Source organism: Bacillus cereus group sp. BfR-BA-01453, assembly GCF_022662915.1.
Classification (GTDB): Bacteria; Bacillota; Bacilli; order Bacillales; family Bacillaceae_G; genus Bacillus_A; species Bacillus_A paranthracis.
Genome location: NZ_JAKUEN010000036.1, coordinates 1 through 3,894, shown reverse-complemented (window position 1 = coordinate 3,894; position 3,894 = coordinate 1). Strand labels below are relative to the sequence as shown.

The window sequence follows — 3,894 nt, the reverse complement described above, 5'->3', positions numbered from 1 at the left end:
AAAACCCATTGTTTTTCTACTTATGATTGGGGTTTTTATCCATATACAGGAAAAATAAAAGAAGTTGTCTCCAAAAGTTCGTTTTTAACGACCTTTTGGGACAACCTCTTTCGTTTAAATATCAGGTGTTTCTGTAGAAGTATTTATTTTTCTACGAGAGCGTCTTTTTCTTCCGATTTTATCTAATAGTTCATACATTACAGGAACGACTACTAATGTAAGGACAGTTGAGACTGCTAAACCGCCGATGACAACGACTGCCAAACTTTTCGATACCATACTTCCTGCTTGTGATTGACCAAATAGGAGTGGTAGCATAGCGACGATTGTTGTAATAGCTGTCATAATAATTGGGCGTAATCTAGTGGAACCTGCTTCAAGTAAGGCCTCTCTCGTTTCCATACCGTGTTCTCGGTTTTGTTGTACTCTTTCTATTAATACGATAGCGTTTGTAACGACAATCCCGATTAACATTAATGCGCCGATCAAGGAATTTACATCAACGGGTGTTCCTGAAATGATTAATCCTAAAATACCGCCGACAGCAGCTAATGGCAAGGAGAACAAGATTGCAAAAGGAGCACGTGCCTGCCCAAAGGTAATAACCATAATTAAATATACAATCCCGATTGCAATCCCCATAATCTTGAATAAATCTGTGAAGTTCTCTTGCATAGATTCAGTGGCGCCTGCGATATTTACTTTGGCTCCGTTAGGTAAATCTAAGTCGGCTATCGCTTTGTTCACTTCTGTGCTTACCTTACTTAAATCTTCATTTGAAGCTTCTGCGGTAATTTGGATCGTTTCTTTTCCATCTTTATGGAAAACTTCTGTTTGAAGTTGCTTTTCTGAAATAGTTGCAATGTCTTTTAAAGGAATTGGTCCATTAATAGGTGATAGTATGTTTGTGTTTAAAATGTCTTCTTGTTTAGTAATACTTTCTTTTTTATGTTCTATCATAATAGTAGTTTTTTCGTTATTGATTGAAACTTCACCAATAGGTGATTTCTTCATAAGGAATGCCACTTGTTGAGCTGCTAATTCTGGTGTTAATCCTAGTTGTTCGGCCTTTGTTTGATCAACATGGATTTGCCATTCTTTCTTAGAGTCTTCTAAATTCGTTTTTACTTTAGAAAGATCATCCATATCTTTTAGTTTTGTTTCGACGATAGTAGCAGCCTCTTTTAAATTCGTTTCGTTAGTGGCTGTTACGTTGAATTGCAAATTATTGCCGCTGCCAGAGCTTGAATAACTCATTTTTATATAATCAAGTTCCGCGGGTTCAAAAGTTTTATGTTCTTTCTTTAACTCTTTAATATACTGATCAATATCAGAACCTTTTTTAAAGACTACCAATATACTTGCGAGATTATTTTTCGTCGTTTGCCCCCATTGTGCATCTTCTGCGCTAGATCCCATTCGTAAAATAACATCCGTTACATCTGAATTAGAAAGTAGTTTCTTTTCGAAATCAAAAGCTTTTTGTTTTTGGGTTTCAGGAGCGTAATCAGCCGGAAAAGTCATATTAATAGATAACATTGTGTCGTCTTCAGATTTTATATTCGCTTTCGGTAGTAATACATAGGCAGCAATCGATCCTGCGAATAATAAAAAAGAAGTAAGTAGAATAATGAATTTATGCGAAAGAGCCCACTTTAATGTAGCCACATATCGTGGTGAAGAACTTGGCTTTTTGTGTTTTGTTTTTTTGAGTAGTAAAAAAGCCATAAGTGGAACAACTGTTAGTGCAACGATTAAGGATGATAGTATAGAATATACGACTGCTAATACCATAGGTAACATTAATTTTCCGATTACTCCTGATACGAGGCCAATAGGTAAAAAAACAGCGACCGTTGTTAAAGTAGAAGAAGTAATTGCGACGGCGACCTCTTTCGTTGCATCGAGAATAATATCTTTAGAGAAAGATTCTTTTTGTAAACGTCGGAAAATATTCTCAATGACAACGATGCTATCATCGACGAGACGTCCAACTGCAACGGCTAAACCACCAAGTGTTAGAGTGTTAAGTGTGATGTTAGATTGGTGTAGTAAAAAGAGTGTTAATAAAATAGATAATGGAATACTGACAACAGCAATGAGTGTCGTTCGGAAGTTACGTAAAAAGATTAAGATAATTAGAGTTGCCGCAAGTGCTCCAAGGATTACTTCTTTTCCCATACTAGTAACAGCATTTTCAACTTGCTCATGAGTTGATGCTAAAAGTTTAATAGAAAACTGATCTTTATATTGTTTACTTATATCTTTAATTTTTTTATCAATTTCTTTTCCGGTTGCAACTGCATTTTTACTTGGCTCTTTCATGATGATTAATCCAGTGCCTTCTTCGCCGTTTATATGTGAGATTGTATCGTAGTGTTGTTTAAGTTCAATTCGAGAAACATCTTGTAATTTAACTTGAGGTGCAACAGTGATGTTTTTAATGTCATCTACATTTTTTATATCCCCGATGACACGAAGGTTATATTCTTCTTTATTAACGGTAACAGCTCCAGCTGGAGTGGAAGTTTCTTTTCCTTGTAAAACTTTTAATATTTGTTCCGTTGTTACGTTTTTATCTTTTAATTGGTTTGGGTCTAGTATAATAGATAATTCGGAAGTTGATTTTCCAAAAAACATAACGTTGGCAACGCCATCAATGCTTTCGAGTTGTGGTACGATTTCCTTTTCGATTTGTTTTTCATCTGCTTTTGAAAATCCGTTTTGTTTTTGGATTGCAATTTGAGCGAGTGGAATCATAGAAGTATTTAATTGGCTAACTATCGGTTTCGTTGCATCTTTAGGTAATTTAATTGTATTAATGGCCTTTTCAACTTCACGTGTGGCATCTTTCATATTTGCTTTGGATGTATACGCGATATCGATGCGTGATAATCCTTCGTGAGTAGAAGAGGTGATGTTGTCAATGTGTTCTAAGTTGCGAAATTGTTTTTCAAGGGGGTCGGTTACTTCTTTTGTCATTGCTTCGGCGTCGAGTCCTGGAGATAAGGTTGTGACGGTGACTGCGGGATTATCGATGCTAGGTAAAAATTCCATAGGTAATTTAGAGCCGGAATAAACACCGAGTATGGAAATGAGAAAAACCATGATGATAACAGCGGCGCGGTTTTTTAATGAAAACTTTGTTAACTTATCCATAAAGTAATTCCTCCATTGGGTTATTTATAGTTGAGTACGTCCTTTCTTACTATATAACAAAAAATGGATATTTTTCATTAATTAAATGTAAAAAAATTCTAACAATAATCTTAAGTTGATGTTTCGTTGGAATTTCGTTATCTATCCCGCCGTTGGTCGGACGATAAAATTCTCACCTCGAATTCGGTTGGGGTAGAGCTATCTGCCAACAACCGGTTCTTTCAATTAGTAATGATTTGTGTGGAGGGACAAAAAATCAACATGTGCGCATTATTAGGAAGTGGCGAAGCTATTTTCTTTTTAAATGTGGACTTTAATGTAGAAGAGAATGAAAAGGTGATAGGGATTATGAAAGGCAGTTTGGTTAATTAGAGTGTATTGGTATACAATCAAAATACTTATTTTCAGTAGAGAGAATAAAAGGTTTTACTATAGAAGAAAGTAGGATAGATATTTTTTTTATTTTTTATAAAAAACACTTGTTATTTAAAAACCATGATGGTATATTAATAAACGTCGCTGATGCGGAAACGTAGAAAACGACAAAAAAGAAATTTTAAAACTTAGTTGACATCGAAAAATGAAGATGTTAATATGATGAAGTCGCTTCTGAAGCGATGGACAAGTTCTTTGAAAACTGAACGAAACAAACAACGTGAAACGTCAATTTTTATTTTAGATGCTAGACAAACTAACTTTATTGGAGAGTTTGATCCTGGCTCAGGATGAACGCTG

1 protein-coding gene is annotated in these 3,894 nt (G+C 35.1%); it reads right to left on the bottom strand.

Going from position 1 to position 3,894, the window contains the following annotated elements:
* Positions 1 to 114: 114 nt before the first annotated feature.
* Complete coding sequence (locus MR070_RS26745; protein ID WP_138322466.1) at positions 115 to 3,159, bottom strand: efflux RND transporter permease subunit; 3,045 nt, start codon at positions 3,157 to 3,159, stop codon at positions 115 to 117.
* Positions 3,160 to 3,894: the final 735 nt, after the last annotated feature.